The sequence below is a fragment of the Streptomyces sp. NBC_00539 genome (genome assembly GCF_036346105.1).
GTDB lineage: Bacteria > Actinomycetota > Actinomycetes > Streptomycetales > Streptomycetaceae > Streptomyces.
This window is the reverse complement of the sequence record NZ_CP107811.1, coordinates 1,635,618-1,654,776: the sequence shown is the minus strand read 5'-3', so window position 1 is coordinate 1,654,776 and position 19,159 is coordinate 1,635,618. Positions and strand designations below refer to the sequence as shown.

The window sequence follows — 19,159 nt, the reverse complement described above, 5'->3', positions numbered from 1 at the left end:
ATCAGGCCGGGTGGGCCGACAGCCAGCGCCGGGCCGCCTCCACCGAGGAGGCCTCCGCCACGCCCGTCGGCACCGGCGGTCGGCGTACGACGACCACCGGGACGCCCGCCTCGCGGGCGGCGGTGAGCTTCGGAGCGGTGGCGTCGCCACCGCTGTCCTTGGTCACCAGGACGTCGATCCGGTGCCGGGCCAGCAGTTCGCGTTCCTCGTCCAGGGTGAACGGGCCCCGCGCCAGCAGCACTTCGAGGCGCGAGGGAGCGGGCGGGCCCGGGGCGTCCACCGAACGCACCAGGAACCAGGGCTCGGTGAGGTGCGCGAAGTGGTGCAGGCCCATCCGGCCGGTGGTGAGGAAGACCCGCGCGCCGAGCTCCGGCAGCAGCGCCGCCGCCCCGGCGAGGGAGTCCGTGACGTGCCAGTCGTCGCCGGGCCCCGCCGTCCAGCCGGGACGGCGCAACGCCAGCAGCGGGACCGCCGAAAGGGCCGCCGCCCGGGCCGCGTTGAAGCTCATGCGCTCCGCGAAGGGGTGCGTGGCGTCGACCAGGTGCGTGACCCCGTGGGCGGTGATCCAGGCAGCCAGGCCGTCCGGGCCGCCGAACCCGCCGATCCGCGTGCCGCCGGGCGGCAGCACCGGCGCGCCGACCCGGCCCGCGAGCGAGGTCGTCACCCGGTACGGGGCCGCCTCCAGGGCCTCCGCGAGGCGGCGGGCCTCCGTCGTGCCGCCCAGGATCAGGACGTGCCGCACGGGGGCGGCATCAGCAGGCATGCCGGTCCCGTTCGGCGGAGTACAGGTGGCTGTCGCGGAACTGCTCGGCGCCGAGGGTGCGCCCCACCAGGATCACCGCGGTGCGCACCAGTCCGGCCGCCTTCACCTGGTCCGCGATGTCGGCGAGGGTGCCGCGCAGGATCAGCTCGTCGGGGCGGCTGGCCATCGCGACGACCGCCGCCGGGCAGTCGGCCCCGTAGTGGGGCAGCAGTTCGGCGACGACCCGCTCCGCGTAGCGGGTGGCCAGGTGCAGGACGAGCAGTGCGCCGCTGCGGCCGAGCGTGGCCAGGTCCTCGCCGGGCGGCATCGGCGTGGCCTGCTGGGCGATCCGGGTCAGGATCACGGTCTGGCCCACGGTCGGGACGGTGAGCTCCCGCTTGAGCGCGGCCGCGGCCGCGGCGAAGGCCGGTACGCCCGGGACGACTTCGTACGGGATGCCGGCCGCGTCGAGGCGGCGCATCTGCTCGGCGACGGCGGAGAAGACGGACGGGTCCCCGGAGTGGAGCCGCGCCACGTCCTGGCCGGCGGCGTCGGCCCGGACGAACTCGGCGACGATCTCGTCCAGGTTGAGCTGCGAGGTGTCCACCAGGCGGGCGCCCGGCGGGCATTCGGCCAGCAGCTCGCGCGGGACGAGGCTGCCCGCGTACAGGCAGACGGGGGCGGCCGCCAGGGTCCGGGCGCCGCGCACGGTGATCAGGTCGGCGGCGCCGGGGCCGGCTCCGATGAAGTACACGGTCATGTCTGCTCCCTCGTCTCTGTCGCCGTCGGCCACGGCTTGCTCACGGTCCACTGGGTGACGGGCATTGCCTGCCGCCAGCCCGTGAAGCCGCCGACCGGCACGGCGTGCGCGACGGCCAGCTTCACCAGTTCACCGCCGTGCCGGCGGTATCGGTCGGTCAATGCGGCCTCCGACTCCAAGGTGACCGTGTTGACCACCAGCCGGCCGCCGGGGGCCAACGCCGCCCAGGCCGCGTCCAACAGGCCCGGCGCGGTCAGGCCGCCACCGATGAACACCGCGTCGGGGGCGGGCAGTCCGATCAGCGCCGCCGGGGCGGCGCCGGTGACCACCCGCAGGCCCGGCACGCCGAGCGCCGCCGCGTTGCGGGTGATCCGCTCGGCCCGCTCCGGGACCCGTTCCACCGTCACGGCGCGGCAGGAGGGGTGCGTACGCATCCACTCGATGCCGATCGAGCCCGAGCCGCCGCCGATGTCCCACAGCAGTTCACCGGGGGCCGGGGCGAGCGCGCACAGGGTCGCCGCGCGGACGTGCCGTTTGGTGAGCTGGCCGTCGTGTTCGTAGGCGGTGTCGGGCAGGCCGGGGGTGGCGCCGAGCCGCGGCACGTCGGCGCCGGGGTCGCGCCGGCACTCCACGGCGACCACGTTCAGGGGGTCGCCGGGCGCCCGGTCCCAGGTGTCGGCGTGGCCCTCGTACGCGGTCTCGTCCTCGGAGCCGAGCTGTTCCAGCACCCGCATCCGGCTGGGGCCGAAGCCCCGCTCCCTCAGCAGAGCGGCGATCTCGCCCGGGGAGGCCGCCCCGGCACTCAGTACCAGCAGCCGCCGGCCCTCGTACAACGCGGCCGCGACCCGGGCCAGCGGGCGGCCGACGACCGTGACCACCTCGATGTCCTCCACCGGCCAGCCCAGGCGGGCGCACGCGTACGACACGGAGGAGGGGTGCGGGTGGACCAGCAGGGCGTGTGGTCCGAGCTCCTGCGCGAGGGCCCGGCCGATCCCGTAGAACATGGGGTCGCCGCTGGCCAGTACGGCGATGCGGCGGCCGGCGTGCTCGGCCATCAGCTTCGGCACGGCGGGGCGCAGCGGACTCGGCCAGGCGACGCGTTCACCGGGGCACTCCCCGGCCGGCAGCAGGTCCAGCTGCCGAGGGCCGCCGATCAGCACCTCGGCGGTGGCCAGCGCGGAGCGCGCGGCGGCGGTGAGCCCGGCCCAGCCGTCGGCGCCGAGGCCGACGACCGTCACGGGGCGGGGGGGTGCGGCGGAGCTCACGGCGCGGAACCTCGGGGACGGGAAGCGGGTGGACCCGCAGCCTACTGGGCGCGGTGACGGGGGAAGGGACCAGGGTGGCACCGGGTGCCGCGCGGGCGCCCTCGCGTGAATCCCGTCCGCCCCCGCCGCGCTCCCGGGCGCCCCGGATGGGCCCTGCTCCGGCGCCGGGCCCCCACGCAGACTCTGCGGCATGGACGACGACGCACCGGACAACCACCCAGCCGCCTGCCGCCCCGCCGCACCGCCGCCCGAGGTCAGCGCCCCCCGGTCGCCCGCGTGTAGAGGCCGTGGACGGAGTCGTCGAACCAGCTGCTGTACGAGGTCGTCTCGTCGCCGCCCCCGTCGCGGCCGCCGATGACCCCGATCAAGGTGTGCCCGTCGGTCAGCACGGGGCCGCCGCTGGTGCCGTTCGGTACGTCCGCGCAGTCCAGCCGCAGCTGCGTGGGCCCTTCGGCCCGGGCGGTGTTGTAGCACTCCAGCGGCTGCTCGCGGTCGTTCGGGTAGCCGACCAGCCGGGCGGGCAGCGGCAGTCGGGGCCGGAAGCGGATCGTCAGCGCGCCCGTGACGTCCTCCAGCCGCTCACCCGGGTGCCCGGGCCGGCGCAGCCGCAGGAAGGCCACGTCGTGGTCCGGGTCCTCGTCGCCCGTCCAGCGGGGGTCCACGTCGATACGGGTGGGCACCCACACGCCGAACGGGGCCTTCCCGTCGCGGTAGCCGGGGACGAAGGCCAGGTTGGTGCGGAAGCCGTCCTGGTACACGCAGTGCGCGGCGGTGGCGATGAGGTCGCCCTCGGGCGAGTGGACCACGCTCGCCGAGCAGTGGTGGTCGGCGTCCCAGTCGTTGCCGGGGGAGAACAGCGCCCCGATCGCGGGCTCGGAGGGGGCCGTGCGGGCCCGCAGCGGCGAGGAGGGCCGCCAGCCGCCGTCCGCCCACCGCACCGGGTCCGGGGCTCCGGACGCCCCGGAGCCGGACTCCGTCCCCGCGAAGGCCGTGGCGTCGGCCGGCGGGTCCTCGCCCTCGGCGACGATCCCGTCCAGGACGTCACCGGCCGTACGGTCGGCGCGCTCGGGGTCCTGGAGGTAGCTGCCCTGCCCAGGGTCGCCGTCGGCGCGGTTCGAGGCGACGGCGCGCAGCTCTCCCCACACCAGGGCCCCGCCGGCCACCAGGGCGAGGCAGATTCCGAGCAGCACGGAGACCCGAACCGCGCGGTCCCTCACCTTGCCGACCATGTGGCGCTCCCCGCCCCCTGACGTTCCTCCGACGTCCCGTCCGACGGTGCGCGGGCGGCAGGAGTTCCGCATTCCGGTGTGTCGGTGCTCACAGCCGGACGGTCGCGCCCCCTTTCCCGACATCCCGCGTCCTTCCGTACGTCACCGAACTCCCTTAGCCTCCACGCGACTTGAGCGACAAGGACCCGAGGGGAGCCGAAGAGATGAGACTGCGCAACAGGTGGAGGGACACGGCCTTGGCCGGTCTGGCCGTGGCGGCGCTCGGCCTGGGCCTCGCCCTGGGCGCGGCGGCCCCCGCCGGGGCCGAGGACGGGCTGTCCTACATCGGATCCACCGGCGTCGGCGTGCACAACGCCTACGAGAAGGCCAAGTACCCCTACTTCGCGGACGCACTGGACTCCGGCGCGGCCATGCTCGAACTCGACGTGTGGACGAACTTCTTCGGCAGCTCCTGGCGGGTCTCGCACGACAACCCCTTCGGCAACAACAGCAACTGCGAGAACGCCACCAGCCCCGCCCAGCTGCGCACCAAATCCCGCGACCAGAACCTCGCGGGCTGCCTGTCCGACATCCGCAGCTGGCACGACGCACACCCCGGCCACCGCCCGGTCGTGCTCAAGCTGGAGCTCAAGGACGGCTTCGCCGCCAACCTGGGGCGCGGTCCCGCCGACCTCGACGCGCTGCTCACCGCCAAGCTGGGCGACGCCGTCTACCGTCCCGGGCAGCTGGCCGCCGGCTACCCCGACCTGGACACCGCGGCCCGCGCCGGGGCCTGGCCGAGCCGCGCCGCCATGGCCGGGAAGTTCCTCGTCGAGCTGATCCCCGGGACCTTGGAGGAGGGCAACGGCGCCGACACCCTCTGGACGGACCGGGAGTACGCGACGCACCTGCGCGGCCTCGCCTCCACGGGCAGGCTGGGCAGCGCCGCCGCCTTCCCGGCCGTGCACCGCGCCGAGGCGGGCGATCCGCGGGCCCGCTACGCCGATGCCTCGCTGCGGCCCTGGTTCGTGGTCTTCGACGGCGATGCGGCCGCGTACGCGGGCGGCTCCATCGACACCGGCTGGTACGACCGCAACCACTACCTGCTGATCGCCACCGACGCCCAGGGCGTGGCCCCGGCCATCGACGGCGTCCACCCGACCGAGACCCAGGCGCTGGACCGGCTCGCGCTGATGGCGGGGCACCACGCCTCCATAGCCTCGGCGGACTGGTACCCGCTGCCGAAGGTCCTGGCGACGGTGGTGCCCCGCGGGTAGGCCCCGCCCGGGCGCCCCGGCGCCCCCCTGAGCCGGCGGGGCCACCGTCCGGCTCAGGGGAAGGGCTCAGGGGGAAGGGCTCACCTGGACCGTCGTCAGAGCGCCGCCCGAAGCCTCCTTCACCACCGCGATCCGGGTGCCGGTGTCCGGGACCTTGACCCCGAGCTGCGGCACTTCCGGGTTCCAGTAGGAGCCGTGGCGGTCGTCGAAGACCGCGACTCCGGGCCGCGAGGGGATCACCAGCGGGGTCCCCGCCTTGTGCAGCACGACCCGCCCGCTCGCGCGGAGCGAGAACGGGGCGTCGAAGGTCTGCGCCCGGGCGTTCAGGAGGCTGCCGTCGGTGAACTTGAGCGGCTCCGGCCGGGCGTCCACCGGCAGCAGCAGGCCGCCGCCCGGGTGCGCCTTGGTGGTGTTGTCGCTGAACGCGGTGTCCCAGAGCCAGACGAGCACGCCCTCCTGGTACGGGAAGAACTCGACGCGGTCGCCCGTGAAACCGAAGTTGTACGGGCCCGTCTTGAGCAGGCTGCCGTAGCCCGTGTAGCGCCGGTTCTCGACGAAGTAGGCGCGCGGGTGCTCCTCGCTGCCGCTGCGGCCCTCCGTGCGGGACCACTTGAGCGCCGTCCAGCCGTTCGCGCCCTGCTCCGCGCCGTCGTGCAGCAGCTCACGGCCGCCCGCGGTGATGCGGATGTCGTCGAAGGTGACGCCCCGGCCGTGGGTGTTGCCGTCCGAGGTGACGCGCAGCCGCAGCCGGACCTCGCGGCCCGCGAAGGCGTCGAGCGGGACGGACAGCCGCGTCCAGCCGGCGGAGGTGCCGGAGACGCCCTTGGCCGGAACCGGCGTTCCGTCGACGGTTGCCGGGAGCGGGGTCCAGGCGGCGCCGCCGTCGGTGGAGGCCTCCACCGTCAGGAAGTCGAAGTCCTTCTCGATGTCGTACCAGACGCGGGCGTCCAGTACGGCGGGTCCGGTCGTGCCCGTGAGGTCGACGGTCCGGCCGAGCGTGTTGTCCATGAAGTCGCCGGTGCCGCTCCACCACTGGCTCGGGCCTTCGTACGGGTCGGTCAGCTCGGTCGTGGTCCGTGAGGGCGGCAGGTGCACCAGCAGCGCCTGCGGCTCCTCGGTGTTGTACCCGGACACGCCGAGGGTCGCGCGGGTCCTGCGGCCGGCGTCCGCCTCGGTGTACTCAAGCCAGCCCAGCTGGAGCTTGCTCCACGGATCGAGGTCGCCGGGGAACTCGCCGGTGCTCGAGGGACGTTTGCCGAGGTAGGAGGCCGACGACATCAGCGACCAGAAGTTGACGCCGTTGTCCCCGTCCGAGCTGTAGAGGTCCGGCAGGCCGAGGTCGTGGCCGAACTCGTGGGAGAACAGGCCGGCGCCGCTGTTCTCGCCACCCGTGAGGTAGTCGCCCGCCCAGATGCCGGTGTCCCCGACGGGGGTGCCGCCCGCCTTGTTCCCCGCGGGACCCGCGCTTCCGGCCTGGTCCCAGTACGCGAACCAGCGGTGCGCCCAGACGGCGTCCTTGCCCTGGGCGCCGCCGCCCCACGTCTGGTCCTTGCCCGCGTGGACGATGACGAGGTGGTCGAGGTAGCCGTCGGGTTCGTTGAAGTTGCCGTCGTGATCGGCGTCGTAGCGGTCCCACTGGTCGTACTCGGCCAGCTGCGCCTTGATGTCGGCGGCTGGACGTCCCTTCGCCCGCTCCGAGTCGTACCAGGCGGTGGTGGCGTCGCGGACCAGGTCCCAGTTGGTCCGGCACTGGCCCGGCTCGGAGCAGTTGTCCGTGCCGTAACGCGCCTCGTTCCAGGGCAGCTTGACCCAGTCGGTGACGGTGCCGTCCATGTCGTAGCGGCCCGAGGACTGGAGCCGGTAGTAGGCGCGCATGCTCGCCGACTCCGGCGCGTCGGAGAAGAACTGCCGCTGGTAGAAGGAGCGGTCGAAGTCCTTGCGCCACAGCGTGTGGTTGTCGTCGGCCGCCGGCTTGCCGATGGTGTTGTGGCGGGGGCCGGGGGTGCCGCCGAACCGCGGTTTGCCCTCGTACTCGGTCGTCGTGTCCACCTGGTCGCCGAACTCGGCGAGGATCACGAAGACCTTGTCCTTGCGTTCCTGGGCGAGTTCGACGTACCGGTCGCCGACCTTTGCCTGGCGGGGGAGGGTCCGGTCGGACTCGGCGCGCAGGGCGCCGGGGCCGTTGCCGCCGCCGGCCGCGATCCCTTCGAGGGCCTGGCGGCGCAGGGCCTGGCGCTGGAGTTCGAGCGGCGCGGGCGGTGGGGCGGGGGCCTGCTGGGCGGCCGCCGGGGCCTGCCGTCCGGCCGTCGCGGGTGGGGGCGGCGGGGGTGAGGCGGCGAGTGCGGGGGTGGCGGCGAGGAGGGCGAGTGATATCGCCGCTCCGGCCACGGCAAGTCTGCGCAACGCGGGGGTCCTTCCCAGGAGTTGGCCGGGAGACGGCCGACGGGCCGGCCAGCGGGGCGGCCGGGGAGCGCAGGTAATATTTCACATGTGACAGGGCGTGGATAGAGGGGTGGATGCGCCGTTTCCGAGGGGCCAGCGCCGTCGTTGCCCCGCTGGATAACCAGGTGTGCGGGGCGGGGCGGCCGGACATGACGGCCACCGCGCCCCCCGCGCACCCCCTGAGAAAGGACCGAGCAACTCCATGCCCCGTGCCCCCCACGAAGCGAAGACCGTGCCCCTCACGCCCGAGGTGTACGCCTACCTGGTCGACCAGGCCGAACCCGCCACCCCCGTCCAACGGCAGCTGATCGCGCGCACGCACGCCCTCGGCGGCCCGTCCGAGATGCAGGTCCCGCACGAGCAGGGCGTCCTCCTCACCCTGCTGGCGAAGCTCGCCGGCGCCCTGCGCATCGTCGAAGTCGGCACCTTCACCGGATACTCCACGCTCGCCCTCGCCCAGGGCCTGCTCCCCGGCGGCAAGGTCCTCACCTGTGACGTCTCCGAGGAGTGGACGAGCATCGCCCAGGAGGCCTGGAAGGCGGCCGGGGTCGCCGACCGCATCGACCTGAGGATCGCCCCCGCCCTGGAGACCCTGCGCGACCTGCCGCCCGAGCCGGTGATCGACCTGGTGTTCCTGGACGCCGACAAGACCGGGTACCGCGCCTACTGGGACGAACTCGTGCCCCGCGTACGCCCGGGCGGCCTGCTGCTCGCCGACAACGTCCTGTACGGCGGCGAGGCGGTCCGCCCCGACGCCACGGGAAACGCCCTGGCCATCCGGGAGTTCAACGCGCACGTGCGGGCCGACGAGCGGGTCGAGTCGGTCACGCTGCCGATCGCGGACGGCCTCACGGTGGCGCGCAAACGCTGAGCGCGGGAGGCGACGGCTGAGGGATCATCCTGACCGGAAGACCACCGCACCGGACAGGAGCCCGCACGTGACGAGTCGCCACATCGAGTTCGAACGCCTGCACAACTTCCGCGACCTGGGTGGCTACCGCGGCGTCGACGGCCGCCGGGTCGCCTGGGGCGCGCTCTACCGCGCCGACTCCCTCGGCAAACTCCGCGGCGCCGACTGGCAGCGGTTCCTGGAGCTCGGCATACGGACCGTCATCGACCTGCGCTACCCGTGGGAGGCCGACGCCAAAGGGCGGGTACCCGAAGCGCACCGGTTCGTGTACGCCAACCTCAGCATCGAGCACCGGCCCTACGACCAGGCCGCCATCGATCCCGCCGTCGACCCCTGGCGCTACCTCGCGGACCGCGCCGCCGAGGTCACCGAGGACGGGGCCGAGGAGATCCGCGGCGCGCTGGAGCTGATCGCCGGGGCCGAGCCGGGGGCCACGGTGTTCCACTGCACCTCCGGCAAGGACCGCACCGGGCTGATCGCCGCCTTCGTGCTGACGCTGCTCGGGGTCTCCCGGGAGGACGTCCTGGCCGACTTCGCCCTCACCGAGCTGGCCACGGCCCGCCTCCTCGCCGACTGGCACACCGCCCACCCGGGGCGCACGATGGGCTGGCCCTCGTACGGCCGCGCCCCCGCGACGGTCCTCGCCCTCGTCCTCGACGATCTGACGGCCCGCTACGGCTCCCCCCGCGCCTACCTCCTCGACCGCGTCGGCATCACCCCGGCCACGGTCTTCCGCCTGCGCGAACGACTGCTGACCGCCTGAGCGCACGCGCGGGCGGCCGGCAGTCGTCGAACCCCGGCTCTAGGCCGAGCGGACCTCGTCACAGGCGATGCGGAGGTGGCGGGGGCCGCGCAGGACGGCGTTCTGGCGGTACGGGGGCGGGTCCTCCAGGAGGCGGGGGTTGTGCAGGCGGCGGGCCAGCTCGGTGAGGGCGAGCTGTGCCTCCAGGCGGGCCAGGGGGGCGCCGAAGCAGCTGTGGATGCCGCTGCCGAGGCCCAGGTGCTGGACGTCCCGGCGGTCGGGATCGAAGCGGTCGGGGTTCTCGAAGCGCTTGGGGTCCCGGTTGCCCGAGGCGAGGATCAGCCACATCGAGGAGCCCTTGGGGATGGTGACACCGCCCACCTCGATGTCGACGAGCGGGGTGCGCTGCGGCAGCAGCTGTACCGGCGGTTCGAACCGCAGCAGCTCCTCCACCAGCGGCGCCGCGAGCTCCGGCTCCCGGCGCAGCCGCTCCAGTACGTCGGGGTTGCGCAGCAGCGTGAGCATCCCGTTCGTGATCAGGTTGACCGTCGTCTCGTGGCCGGCGATCAGCAGCAGGGCGGCGGTGCTGAGCAGTTCCATGGTGGACATGGACTCGTCCTGACCGTGCCCGGCCGCCAGTTGGGACAGCATGTCGTCACCGGGGTGCTTGCGCCGCTCCTCGATCAGCCCGGCCAGGTACATGCCGAGCTCCATGCGGGAGTCGTGGGTCTTGCGCTGCCGTTCGGCGGGGTCCGCGTCAGGGTCGGGGTCCAGGCTCGCGGCGAGGGTGTCCGCCCAGACGTGGAAGCGGGGCTCGTCCTCGCGCGGCACCCCGAGCAGCCGGCAGATCATGGTGACGGGGAACGGGTAGGCGAACTGGTCGACCAGGTCGATCCGTCCGGGGTCCCCGAGGTTGTCGATGAGCCCCGTGACGATGGCGCGCAGGTCGTCGCGCATCCCGTCCACGCGGCGCGGGGAGTGCGGCGGCCCAAAGGGCCGGTTGGTCATCCGGCGGAGCCGGTCGTGTTCGGGCGGGTCCAGCTTGAGGAAGCTGGGCGGCAGCGCCGCTTCCTCCTCGGCCTCCCCGGCCAGCGGGTCCCCGGCCGTCGCGGCCAGGTTGCGGGCGTCGGAGCTGAGCCTCGGGTCGTGCAGCAGGCCCTGGATCTCGTAGTAGGTACTGATGACGTACGGCCCGCTCCCGTCGTGGAAGACGGGAGTCCTGCGCAGTTCCTCGTACAGCGGGTACGGGTTCGCGCGGTTGGCGTAGTCCAGGATGTCGCTCAGGATGCCGTGGGTCATTGCGGGTCCTCCGGGGGCCTGCGGGTCAGTGCCCGGCGGGGGTGAACGTCATCCGCCGGTCGGCCGGCGAATATCCGCTGAGGGTGATGGTCGGCCCGTGCGTGGGCACGGACGGGTCGGGGAAGTCGGCCGGGACGGGCCGGTGGCCGTCCGGGCGCCGGTCGACCGTCGGGAACGGCACCGGGAAGGGCGCGGTCGTCTCGATCTGCTGCTGGTAGAACTGCAGCCACCGGGCGTTGTCGAAGGTGACGGCCCCGATGACGCGGCCCTGGTACCCGTACACGCCGGTGAAGCGGCGTTCCGCGAGCGAACCCTGGGCGATCATGATCTCGGAGCCCATCGACGGCACGCCGACGGACTTGATGTTGACCCCGAACTGCGAGGACCAGAAGGCCGGCACCCAGATGTGCGGCCGCCGGTCCGTGCTTACGCTGAGCATGTTGTGGGCGGCGGTCTCCGCCTGGGAGACCGCGTTGCCCCAGTGTTCCAGCGACAGGAACTGGTAGCCGAACAGGGGGTGCGGGGAGCGGGCCACGTCGCCCGCGACGTAGATGTCGTCGGTGACGATGCCCCGGATGTCGAACGCCCGGCAGCCCGCGTCGCAGGCGATGCCGCGCGGCCCCGCGCCGAGTCCGGAGCCGGCCAGCCATTCGGTGTTGCGCTGGGCGCCCAGCGAGACGACGACCACGTCGCACTCCAGCGTGGTGCCGTCGGACAGGTGCGCGGCCCGCACCCGTCCGGTGGAGTCGCCCTCCAGGGCGGTGACCATGACGCCGGTGCGCAGGTCTACGCCGTTCTCCCGCTGGAGTTCGGCGGCCACCGCCCCGATCACCCCGCCCAGCGCGCCCACGAGGGGCGCGTCGCCGCGTTCGGCGACGGTGACCTGCACCCCGCGTTCCCGGCACGCCGAGGCGATCTCCGAGCCGGTGAACCCGGCGCCGATCACCAGGACCCTGCGGGGTCCGGCGTCCAGCCGTCGCGCGAGCGCCGCGCCGTCGTCGCGGGTGCGCAGCACGAACACCCCGTCGAGCTCGCCCTCGGCCGCGTTCGGCCAGGGCCGTGCCCGTACGCCGGTCGCGATCAGCAGCCGGTCGTACGGGACCTCGTCGCCGTCGGCGAGCCTGACGCGCCGGGCGGCCATGTCGAGGCCGGTCGCCGCCGTGCCCAGCCGCCACTCGGCGTCGATGGCGCGGCGGCGGGGCAGCGCGGTGCGTTCGGCGGTCGACTTGCCGAGCAGGACGCCCTTGGAGAGCGGCGGGCGGTCGTACGGCTCGTACGGCTCGTCACCGATCATGGTCAGCGAGCCGGTGAAGCCCTTGTCGCGGATGGTCTCGGCGGCGCGCAGCCCGGCCAGCGAGGCTCCCACCACGACGATCCGGCCCTCGCGCTTGAGGTGGTCCAGGGTCACTTCATGCATCGCGGCCCTCCGCGGCACCCGCCAGGTCGCGGTCCAGGTCGTCGACGAGGATGGCCTGTACGGGGCAGGCGGCGGCGGCCTGCGCCAGCCGCTCGCGCTGGGCCTCCTCGGCCTGCGGATCGTAGAGGAGCCCCTCGTCCCCGTGCATCGCGAAGACGTCGGGCGCGAGGAACGCGCACTGCGCGTACCCCTGGCACCGGTTGAGATCGACGACAAGCCTCAGCAACGTGCGGTCCTTTCGGTGACCCCCTGGCTCCCCGGACCAGCGTGCCGTGCGCGCGCCGTTCCGGCCCGTCCGGGCGGACCATCGGGGTGACGGCCGCCCGCTCCCGCGCCCTCAGGGAGCGGGGCGGGCGGCCCGCAGGATGTACAGGCTGATCAGGAGCGCCCAGGCGGGGAAGACCAGCTCGGACCACGGCACGGAGGAGCCCACCACCAGGAGCGCCAGGCCGGCCACGAGCCCGGCCACGCTCAGCGCGCGGGGGAAGACGCCCAGCTTGCGTCCGATGGTGGACGTCGCGAAGACGAAGACGGCGGCCATCCGCATGCCGTACGTCGTGAGCAGCTCGTACGCGAAGTACCGGCCGAAGTCCTGCGGCTGGTGGGCGGAGAGCACGGTCCCGGCGGCCGCGGAGGCGCCGAAGAGGGAGGCGACGAAGACCAGTCCGCTGCCCAGGAAGACGGTGGCCACGAACCGGTCCTCGGCCTCCCCGGTGTGCGCGCGCACGGCGCCCATGAACCACAGGAAGGCGATGCCGGCGAAGGGGACGAGTGCCACGGCCGTGCTCAGCTGGCTGCGCTGTCCCGCGTCGGGCTGCACCGCGGAGTCGCCGGCTCCTTCCGGCAGCGCGAGACGGGCGAGCACGATCGCCGCGGCCAGCAGGACCGCGAAGACGATGCCCGCCATTCCCGCCGCCCGGGGCGTCTCCAGGTTCTGGGTCCGGGACGCGCCCGGTGATCGCTGTCTCATCCGTCCAGCAAGCCGGGCCCGGCGCCAGACGGCCAACGGGGTCAGCCGGCCGGGTGACGCCCGTGGCAGGGGTGCCGGGCGGTGGTCAGGGGTGTTTAGGGGATCGGCGGCGGCCGCCGGCGGCCGTAGGTTTCTGCCCGAATCGGCAGGGCATCGAGCGAAGGAGCACCCCATGGCTGAGATCACCGAGACCCCCGAGGCGTGGACCACCGAGGTGTGGACGACCCCCGACTTCGTCGCCTTCGAGACGGCTTTCGAGGTCACCGCGTACGCCGCGCGTCTGGAGAAGTGAACCGGCCCTCGGGACGGCGGGGGCCGGCGCACACCGGCACCCGCCACGGTCACAGGACGACGGACCACGGGCGGGAAACCGATATGACCACACTTCTGGGCGAGTCCGAGTTCATCGGCGCCCTGCGCGGGCTGTCCTCCTCCTACTGGGGCGCCCACCCCTTCCACCGGCGCCTGCACAGCGGCGCCCTGGACCGGCGCGAGCTGCGGCTGTGGGCCGCGAACCGCTGGTACTACCAGCGCATGCTGCCGCAGAAGGACGCGGCGATCATCAGCAACTGCCCGCTGCCCGAGGTCCGGCGGGCCTGGGTGGACCGCCTCGCCTACCACGACGGCACCCCCGGCGACGAGGGCGGCATCGAGCGCTGGATGCGGCTGTGCGAGGCCGTGGGCCTGACCCGCGAAGAGGTGCTGGACGAACGCCACCTGCTGCCCGGGGTGCGGTTCGCGGTCGACGCGTACGTCACCTTCGCCCGCACGAAGCCGTGGACCGAGGCGATCGCCTCGGGCCTGACGGAGATGTTCGCCGGGCACCTGATGACCCGCAGGGTCACCGACATGCTCGCCCACTACGACTGGATCCGGGCCGAGGACCTCGCCTACTTCACCGACCGGATCGAAGCGGTCTCCGGGGAGGGCAAGGGCACCCTCGACATCGTCGTCCGGTACGCCACCACCCGCGAGCACCAGGACGCGGCCGTCGCCGCGCTCCGCTTCAAGTGCGAGGTGCTGTGGCTGATGCTCGACGCCATCGAACGCGCCGCCGTCACCGTGCCCGGGTGACGGGGAACCGAACCTGCGAGACCTGCGAGAAGGAGTGGCCGTGGAGCGGCCCGTACTCGGCCGCGGTGTGCGGCTCATCTACGACAAGACCCGGCAGACCCACGTCGTCCTCCACCCCGAAGGCGTGCTCGTGCCCAACCGCACGGCCGTCTCGGTGCTCGAACTGTGCGACGGGGTGACGACCGTACCGGGGATCGCCGAGGCGCTGGGCGCCACGTACGCCGGGGTGCGCGAGGAAGAGGTCGGTGCGGTGCTGGCACGGCTCGCCGAGAACGGAGTCGTCCGATGGACCTGACCCCCGCACCGCAGACACCGGCCGCCGCCCCGCCGCTGGGGCTGCTCGCCGAACTCACCCACCGCTGCCCGCTGCACTGCGGATACTGCTCCAACCCGCTCGAACTCATCGAGCGCGAGAAGGAGTTGACCACTGCGCAGTGGACGGAGGTGTTCACCCAGGCCCGCGAGATCGGCGTCCTGCAGGTGCACCTGTCGGGCGGCGAGCCGCTGGCCCGCCCCGACCTGCCCGAGCTCGTCTCGCACGTGAGCGGCCTCGGCGCGTACGTCAACCTCGTCACGAGCGGTCTCGGACTGACCGAAGCACGCCTCGCGGACCTGGCCGAGCGCGGCCTGGACCACGTACAGCTGTCGGTGCAGGGTGCGACAGCCGAACGGGCCGACCTCCTCGCCGGCGCCCGGGCCCACCACCACAAGATCACCGCCGCGGCGCTGGTCCGCGCACGCGGCCTGCCCCTGACCGTCAACGCCGTCCTGCACCGCGGCAACCACGACCAGCTCGCCGGCCTCATCGAACTCGCCGAAGCCATGGGCGCCGACCGCCTGGAGCTCGCCAACACCCAGTACTACGGCTGGGCCCTGCGCAACCGGGCCGCCCTGATGCCCACCCCCGACCAGCTGGCGGCGGCCGAACCGGTCGTCCGGGCCGCCATCGAGCGGCTCAAAGGCACGATGGAGATCGTGTACGTGCTCGCGGACTACTACGAGCCCTACCCCAAGCCGTGCATGCACGGCTGGGGCGCGCTCCAGCTCACGGTCGCCCCCGACGGCACCGTGCTGCCCTGCCCCGCGGCCGGCGCGATCACCACCCTCACCCTCGACAACGTCAAGGACACCCCCCTCGGCGACATCTGGTACAAGTCCGGCTCCTTCAACGCCTACCGCGGCGAGGAATGGATGCCGGACCTGTGCCGCAGCTGCGACCGGCGCTCCGTCGACCACGGCGGCTGCCGCTGCCAGGCGTTCCTGCTCACCGGGGACGCGGCCGCGACCGACCCCGTCTGCTCCAAGTCGGACCGGCGCGGCGTCGTCGACCTGCTGCTGGCCACGCCCGGCGCGGCTGTGCCCGAGATGGTCATGCGCGGACCCCGCCCGGTTGCGGCGGTGCGCCGGTGAAGGTCATCCTGCTCGGCACGGCGGCCGGCGGCGGCTGCCCGCAGTGGAACTGCGCCTGCCCGGTGTGCACCTCGGGTGCGCCCGCCCGCAGCCAGGACGGCGTCGCCGTCAGCGCGAACGGCCGCGACTGGTACCTCGTCAACGCCTCGCCCGACATCCGCGCGCAGATCCTCGCGACCCCGGAGCTGGCTGCCGGCCCCGGCCCCCGCCAGACCCCGGTGCGCGGGGTGCTGCTCACCGACGCCGAACTCGACCACACCCTCGGCCTGATGATGCTCCGCGAAGGCGGCGGGCTGCGGGTGTGGGCGAGCCGGGCCGTACTCGGGGCGCTGGACGACGGCTTCCCGGTGCGCGGGATCCTCGGCGGCTACAGCGGCTGGGAATGGTCCGAGCTCGCGGCGGGCGGAGCGAGGGACATCGGGGGGCTGCGGGTCACCGCCTTCGCGGTCGGCGACAAACGCCCCAAGTACGCGCGTACGTCGGCCGAAGCGGGACCGTGGGTGGTCGCCTACCGATTCGAGGACCCGGCCACGGGCGGCGCCTTCGTGTACGCGCCCTGCCTGGCCGGCTGGCCCGACGGCTTCGACGCCTTCACGGCGGGCGCCGGCTACGTACTGCTCGACGGTACGTTCCACACGGCGCGGGAGTTCGGCGGTGCGACGGGCGCCGCGGGGACGACGGCACCGCAGGCGGCGATGGGCCACCTGCCGGTGGTGGGGGAGGGCGCCAGCCTGGAGCACGTCCGGCGGCTGCGCGCCACGCGGCCGGAGACCCGGTGGGCGTACACGCACCTGAACAACACCAACGCGATGGCCGATCCCCGCTCCGAGGAGCACCTGGAGGTCCGCGGGGCCGGGGCGCAGATCCCGGCGGACGGAACGCGCCTGGAACTCTGAGCACCCGAAGGCGAGGGGGTCCGGCTGCCCGCACGGCGGCCGGACCCCCGCGCGTTCAGGACCCTGCGAGGCGCCTGCGGACCAGGCCGATGACCTCTGCGGCGTGCTCGTTCAGGTAGAAGTGCCCCCCGGTGAACCAGTGGAAGGACACGGGACCCCTCGTGTGGTCGGTCCAGCCCTCGGCCTCCAGGGCGGTCACCTCCGGGTCGGCGTCCCCGTTCAGCACCAGCACCGGGCAGTTCAGCAGCGGTCCCGGCCGGTACCGGTAGCTCTCCGCGGCCTTGTAGTCGCCGCGGATCGCCGGCAGCACCGCCCGCAGCAGTTCGTCGTCGGCGAGCACGGCGGGATCCGTACCGCTCATCCCCTTGATGGTGGCCAGCAGCCGCTCGTCCGGTGCGAGGTGGATCCGTTCGTCCTCCCGGTGCCGGGACGGCGCCCGGCGGCCCGACGCGAACAGCGCAACCGGCGGGTGCCCGGCCTCCTCCAGCCGCAGCGCCACCTCGAAGCCGAGGGTCGCGCCCAGGCTGTGCCCGAACAGCGCCACCGGCCGGTCGCACCACGGCAGCAGCTGCGCCACCACCCGGTCGGCGAGCTCCCGTACGTCGTCCAGGCACGGCTCGTGGCGGCGGTCCTGGCGGCCCGGGTACTGCACGGCCACCACGTCGGCCTGCGGGGACAGGGCCCGGGACACCGGGAAGTAGTAGCTGGCCGAGCCGCCCGCGTGCGGCAGGCAGACCAGCCGTACGGGCGCGTCCTCGGCGGGGTGGAACCGGCGCAGCCAGGCGCCTGCGGTCGTGGTCGTGGTCGCGGTCATGTCGTTCGGTGTCCCGTTCCGTGAGGTGTGGTGCGTGGGGAAGCTGCCCGGTTCACCGGGCGGTCCAGGTGCCGGGCGGGCGCCAGCCGCGCGCCGGACCCCAGGCGGCGGCCCGGGGCCCGTGCGCGGCGTCCGCGCCGGGGTGCTCCCGCTGCCGGCCGGCGGCGAGCAACACCAGGAGGAGCGCGGCGAGTTCGGCGCCGTCCGGGGTCCCGCGCCCGATCCTCATCAGTGGTTCGGCCCGCTCGGTCATCGGGCGTACTCCTCGCTCTTGCGTGCGGCGGTCAGAACGGCGGGTTGCCGTGCTTGCGTTCGGGCAGCGGCACGTGCTTGGCCCGCAGCGCCTCCAGGGCGTCCACCAGCACCTGCCGGGTCATGGCCGGGTCGATGACGTCGTCCACGAGGCCGCGTTCGGCCGCGTAGTAGGGGTGCATCAGCTCTTGGCGGTACTGCTTGACGCGCTGCGCGCGCGCCGCCTCCGGGTCGTCCGCGGCGGCGATCTCCCGGCGGAAGACGACGTTCGCCGCGCCCTCCGCACCCATCACGGCGATCTCGTTGGTGGGCCACGCGAACGACAGGTCCGCGCCGATCGAGCGCGAGTCCATGACGATGTACGCGCCGCCGTACGCCTTGCGCAGGATCACCTGCACCCGCGGCACCGTGGCCGCGCAGTACGCGTACAGCAGCTTCGCACCGTGCCGGATGACCCCGTTGTGCTCCTGGTCGCTGCCCGGCAGGAAGCCCGGCACGTCCACGAGCGTCACCAGCGGGATGCTGAACGCGTCGCAGGTCTGCACGAACCGGGCGGCCTTCTCCGAGGCGTGGATGTCCAGCACGCCGGCGAGGGAGGCGGGCTGGTTGGCGACGATGCCGACCACGTGCCCGTCCAGCCGGGCCAGACCGCAGATGATGTTGGTCGCCCAGTTGGCGTGGACCTCGAACAGGTCCCCGTCGTCGACGATCTCCTCGATCACGGCGCGCATGTCGTACGAGCGGTTGGGATCGGCCGGCACCAGCTCCGCCAGCGCCCCGCACCGCCGGTCGGCCGGATCGTCCGCCGCCACCGACGGCGGCAGCTCCCGGTTGTTGGAAGGAAGCAGCGACAGCAGGTGGCGCACCTCCTCCAGGCACTCCTCCTCCGTGTCGTACAGGAACGCGCTCGCGCCGGACACCGACGAGTGCACCTGCGCGCCGCCGAGGTCGTTGTGGCTGATCCGCTCGCCCGTCACCGCCTGCACCACGTCAGGGCCCGTGATGTACATCTGCGCGATGTCACGGACCATGAACACGTAGTCCGTCAGGGCGGGGGAGTACGTCGCTCCGCCCGCGCACGGCCCGAGCATCACGCTGATCTGCGGGATCACCCCGGAGGCGGCGACGTTGCGGCGGAAGATGCCGCCGTACCCGGCGAGCGCGGTCACGCCCTCCTGGATACGGGCCCCCGCGCCGTCGCTCAGCGAGACCAGCGGGGCGCCCGCCGCGACCGCGAGGTCCATCACCTTGTGGATCTTCTGCGCGTGGGCCTCACCGAGCGAGCCGCCGAAGATCCGGAAGTCGTGCGCGTACACGAACACCCGGCGGCCGTCGACCTTGCCCCAGCCCGTCACCACGCCGTCGGTGTGCGGCCGGCGGTCCTCCAGCCCGAATCCGGAAGCCCGGTGACGGCGCAGCTGCTCGATCTCCCGGAACGTGCCCGGATCGAACAGCAGGTCCAGCCGCTCGCGCACCGTCAGCTTGCCCCGGGCGTGCTGCGCCTGCGACGCGCTCGGCGACGGGCCCAGCTCGGCCGACTCCTTGATCGCTCCCAGTTCGGCCACTCGCACGTTCACATCGGCAACTGTCATGCTCCACCCGTCTCTTCTCGCCTCGGGGGCCCGCGGGAGGCGGCGCCCTGGGCAGTGCGTGCCATTGAAGGCGTCCGGGGAGCGCGCCG

20 protein-coding genes are annotated in these 19,159 nt (G+C 73.6%); 8 read left to right on the top strand and 12 right to left on the bottom strand.

What is annotated here, in order from left to right:
• Position 1 precedes the first annotated feature (1 nt).
• From OG861_RS07200 to OG861_RS07185, 4 genes are all read right to left on the bottom strand, one after another.
• A complete protein-coding gene (locus OG861_RS07200) occupies positions 2 to 763 on the bottom strand; it encodes a cobalt-precorrin-6A reductase (protein ID WP_330261506.1) in 762 nt (253 codons plus the stop codon).
• Positions 753 to 1,502 carry a precorrin-4 C(11)-methyltransferase gene (gene cobM / locus OG861_RS07195; protein WP_329199363.1) on the bottom strand — a complete coding sequence of 250 codons (750 nt, stop codon included), beginning with the start codon at positions 1,500 to 1,502 and terminating at the stop codon, positions 753 to 755. Before cobM ends, OG861_RS07200 begins: the two co-directional genes overlap by 11 nt.
• Entirely contained in the window at positions 1,499 to 2,767 is a 1,269-nt protein-coding gene (gene cbiE, locus OG861_RS07190) for a precorrin-6y C5,15-methyltransferase (decarboxylating) subunit CbiE (RefSeq protein WP_330261505.1), read from the bottom strand. Before cbiE ends, cobM begins: the two co-directional genes overlap by 4 nt.
• Before the next feature lie 254 nt (positions 2,768 to 3,021).
• Positions 3,022 to 3,996: a trypsin-like serine peptidase gene (locus tag OG861_RS07185; protein WP_329199367.1), complete on the bottom strand. Its 975-nt coding sequence runs from the start codon at positions 3,994 to 3,996 to the stop codon at positions 3,022 to 3,024.
• 203 nt (positions 3,997 to 4,199) lie between these two features.
• Between OG861_RS07185 and OG861_RS07180 the strand changes: the two genes are divergently transcribed.
• A complete protein-coding gene (locus OG861_RS07180; RefSeq protein WP_330261504.1) occupies positions 4,200 to 5,252 on the top strand; it encodes a phosphatidylinositol-specific phospholipase C domain-containing protein in 1,053 nt (350 codons plus the stop codon).
• 66 nt (positions 5,253 to 5,318) lie between these two features.
• On the opposite strand, the gene OG861_RS07175 is transcribed toward OG861_RS07180, so the two are convergent.
• Positions 5,319 to 7,655: an immune inhibitor A domain-containing protein gene (locus OG861_RS07175; protein ID WP_330261503.1), complete on the bottom strand. Its 2,337-nt coding sequence runs from the start codon at positions 7,653 to 7,655 to the stop codon at positions 5,319 to 5,321.
• Positions 7,656 to 7,896: 241 nt separating this feature from the next.
• Here OG861_RS07175 and OG861_RS07170 point away from each other — a divergent pair, with 241 nt between their 5' ends.
• A complete protein-coding gene (locus OG861_RS07170) occupies positions 7,897 to 8,565 on the top strand; it encodes an O-methyltransferase (protein ID WP_329199374.1) in 669 nt (222 codons plus the stop codon).
• A 67-nt stretch (positions 8,566 to 8,632) separates the two neighbouring features.
• Complete coding sequence (locus OG861_RS07165) at positions 8,633 to 9,367, top strand: tyrosine-protein phosphatase (RefSeq protein ID WP_330261502.1); 735 nt, start codon at positions 8,633 to 8,635, stop codon at positions 9,365 to 9,367.
• 39 nt (positions 9,368 to 9,406) lie between these two features.
• On the opposite strand, the gene OG861_RS07160 is transcribed toward OG861_RS07165, so the two are convergent.
• The 4 genes from OG861_RS07160 to OG861_RS07145 form a co-directional block, all read right to left on the bottom strand.
• Positions 9,407 to 10,645 (bottom strand): cytochrome P450, encoded by a 1,239-nt coding sequence (locus OG861_RS07160; RefSeq protein ID WP_330261501.1) that lies wholly within the window; start codon positions 10,643 to 10,645, stop codon positions 9,407 to 9,409.
• A 25-nt stretch (positions 10,646 to 10,670) separates the two neighbouring features.
• A complete protein-coding gene (locus tag OG861_RS07155) occupies positions 10,671 to 12,062 on the bottom strand; it encodes an NAD(P)/FAD-dependent oxidoreductase (protein ID WP_330261500.1) in 1,392 nt (463 codons plus the stop codon).
• Complete coding sequence (locus OG861_RS07150) at positions 12,055 to 12,285, bottom strand: ferredoxin (protein ID WP_329202536.1); 231 nt, start codon at positions 12,283 to 12,285, stop codon at positions 12,055 to 12,057. Before OG861_RS07150 ends, OG861_RS07155 begins: the two co-directional genes overlap by 8 nt.
• Positions 12,286 to 12,399: 114 nt before the next feature.
• Entirely contained in the window at positions 12,400 to 13,032 is a 633-nt protein-coding gene (locus OG861_RS07145) for a hypothetical protein (RefSeq protein WP_329199381.1), read from the bottom strand.
• Positions 13,033 to 13,204: 172 nt separating this feature from the next.
• Here OG861_RS07145 and pqqA point away from each other — a divergent pair, with 172 nt between their 5' ends.
• The 5 genes from pqqA to pqqB all read left to right on the top strand — a co-directional run bounded on the left by pqqA (position 13,205) and on the right by pqqB (position 16,412).
• Positions 13,205 to 13,324, top strand: a complete 120-nt coding sequence (gene pqqA, locus OG861_RS07140) for a pyrroloquinoline quinone precursor peptide PqqA (RefSeq protein ID WP_190187566.1) — start codon at positions 13,205 to 13,207, stop codon at positions 13,322 to 13,324.
• An 83-nt stretch (positions 13,325 to 13,407) separates the two neighbouring features.
• A complete protein-coding gene (gene pqqC / locus OG861_RS07135; protein ID WP_330261499.1) occupies positions 13,408 to 14,106 on the top strand; it encodes a pyrroloquinoline-quinone synthase PqqC in 699 nt (232 codons plus the stop codon).
• 40 nt (positions 14,107 to 14,146) lie between these two features.
• Complete coding sequence (pqqD, locus tag OG861_RS07130; protein WP_329199387.1) at positions 14,147 to 14,401, top strand: pyrroloquinoline quinone biosynthesis peptide chaperone PqqD; 255 nt, start codon at positions 14,147 to 14,149, stop codon at positions 14,399 to 14,401.
• Positions 14,392 to 15,516, top strand: coding sequence for a pyrroloquinoline quinone biosynthesis protein PqqE (gene pqqE, locus OG861_RS07125; RefSeq protein ID WP_330261498.1), 1,125 nt, complete (start codon positions 14,392 to 14,394; stop codon positions 15,514 to 15,516). Before pqqD ends, pqqE begins: the two co-directional genes overlap by 10 nt.
• Positions 15,513 to 16,412, top strand: a complete 900-nt coding sequence (gene pqqB, locus OG861_RS07120; protein ID WP_330261497.1) for a pyrroloquinoline quinone biosynthesis protein PqqB — start codon at positions 15,513 to 15,515, stop codon at positions 16,410 to 16,412. The genes pqqE and pqqB overlap by 4 nt, the downstream gene beginning before the upstream one ends.
• 55 nt (positions 16,413 to 16,467) lie before the next feature.
• Here the strand turns inward: pqqB and OG861_RS07115 are convergent, their stop codons facing one another.
• Genes OG861_RS07115 through OG861_RS07105 form a run of 3 tightly spaced genes read right to left on the bottom strand, consistent with a single transcriptional unit; the run spans position 16,468 to position 19,070 of the window.
• Positions 16,468 to 17,226, bottom strand: coding sequence for a thioesterase II family protein (locus tag OG861_RS07115; protein ID WP_330261496.1), 759 nt, complete (start codon positions 17,224 to 17,226; stop codon positions 16,468 to 16,470).
• Between the two features lie 52 nt (positions 17,227 to 17,278).
• The gene (locus tag OG861_RS07110; protein WP_330261495.1) at positions 17,279 to 17,479 is read right to left on the bottom strand and encodes an acyl-CoA carboxylase epsilon subunit; all 201 of its coding nucleotides are present in this window, start codon (positions 17,477 to 17,479) and stop codon (positions 17,279 to 17,281) included.
• A gap of 31 nt (positions 17,480 to 17,510) precedes the next feature.
• A complete protein-coding gene (locus tag OG861_RS07105; protein WP_330261494.1) occupies positions 17,511 to 19,070 on the bottom strand; it encodes an acyl-CoA carboxylase subunit beta in 1,560 nt (519 codons plus the stop codon).
• Between the last annotated feature and the right edge of the window lie 89 nt (positions 19,071 to 19,159).

Bases quoted from the DNA above. Each gene is read 5' to 3' on its own strand.
- pqqA (WP_190187566.1), top strand. From the start codon at position 13,205: ATGGCTGAGATCACCGAGACCCCCGAGGCGTGGACCACCGAGGTGTGG.
- OG861_RS07180 (WP_330261504.1), top strand. From the start codon at position 4,200: ATGAGACTGCGCAACAGGTGGAGGGACACGGCCTTGGCCGGTCTGGCC.
- pqqE (WP_330261498.1), top strand. From the start codon at position 14,392: ATGGACCTGACCCCCGCACCGCAGACACCGGCCGCCGCCCCGCCGCTG.
- OG861_RS07155 (WP_330261500.1), bottom strand. From the start codon at position 12,062: ATGCATGAAGTGACCCTGGACCACCTCAAGCGCGAGGGCCGGATCGTC.
- pqqC (WP_330261499.1), top strand. From the start codon at position 13,408: ATGACCACACTTCTGGGCGAGTCCGAGTTCATCGGCGCCCTGCGCGGG.
- OG861_RS07160 (WP_330261501.1), bottom strand. From the start codon at position 10,645: ATGACCCACGGCATCCTGAGCGACATCCTGGACTACGCCAACCGCGCG.
- cobM (WP_329199363.1), bottom strand. From the start codon at position 1,502: ATGACCGTGTACTTCATCGGAGCCGGCCCCGGCGCCGCCGACCTGATC.
- OG861_RS07115 (WP_330261496.1), bottom strand. From the start codon at position 17,226: ATGACCGCGACCACGACCACGACCGCAGGCGCCTGGCTGCGCCGGTTC.
- OG861_RS07110 (WP_330261495.1), bottom strand. From the start codon at position 17,479: ATGACCGAGCGGGCCGAACCACTGATGAGGATCGGGCGCGGGACCCCG.
- OG861_RS07145 (WP_329199381.1), bottom strand. From the start codon at position 13,032: ATGAGACAGCGATCACCGGGCGCGTCCCGGACCCAGAACCTGGAGACG.
- OG861_RS07200 (WP_330261506.1), bottom strand. From the start codon at position 763: ATGCCTGCTGATGCCGCCCCCGTGCGGCACGTCCTGATCCTGGGCGGC.
- OG861_RS07185 (WP_329199367.1), bottom strand. From the start codon at position 3,996: ATGGTCGGCAAGGTGAGGGACCGCGCGGTTCGGGTCTCCGTGCTGCTC.
- OG861_RS07170 (WP_329199374.1), top strand. From the start codon at position 7,897: ATGCCCCGTGCCCCCCACGAAGCGAAGACCGTGCCCCTCACGCCCGAG.
- OG861_RS07105 (WP_330261494.1), bottom strand. From the start codon at position 19,070: ATGACAGTTGCCGATGTGAACGTGCGAGTGGCCGAACTGGGAGCGATC.